The organism is Vibrio sp. 10N.222.55.C6, assembly GCF_041473395.1.
In the GTDB taxonomy this organism is placed as follows: Bacteria; Pseudomonadota; Gammaproteobacteria; order Enterobacterales; family Vibrionaceae; genus Vibrio; species Vibrio crassostreae_C.
In genome coordinates this window covers 1-325 of the sequence record NZ_JBFRSD010000939.1, presented here as the reverse complement: position 1 = coordinate 325, position 325 = coordinate 1, and the positions used below count along the sequence as shown (strand labels likewise).

At 41.2% G+C, this 325-nt stretch carries 1 protein-coding gene; it reads right to left on the bottom strand.

What is annotated here, in order from left to right; all coding sequences use genetic code 11:
• Window positions 1-325, bottom strand: a 325-nt coding sequence (locus AB4486_RS26950; RefSeq protein WP_372119841.1) for an ABC transporter permease, incomplete at both ends; no start/stop codon positions are given.

The window sequence follows — 325 nt, the reverse complement described above, 5'->3', positions numbered from 1 at the left end:
CGATATTACTGCTTAAGCTATTACCCAATAACATCCCTGCGATTGGGATAAGGTACTGCGCGTTAAAAACCGGTGTCGGCTTAATGATGAAAAAGCAGATGAACAAGACAATAGGTACACAAGTTACCGCAAGGCTAACGGCGACAGGAGCCAAAAGTAGGTTTCTTGGCAGTCTAGATTTTTCAACAATCGAGCTTGCACCGACGATAATCATAGTAAATAACCACAGCAAATTGACCCACAAACTATTCAAAGTGAACAAGTATTCTAGGTAAAGTCCCACCAGAAATAGCTGAATAACCATACGAATGATGCTGATAGAAGC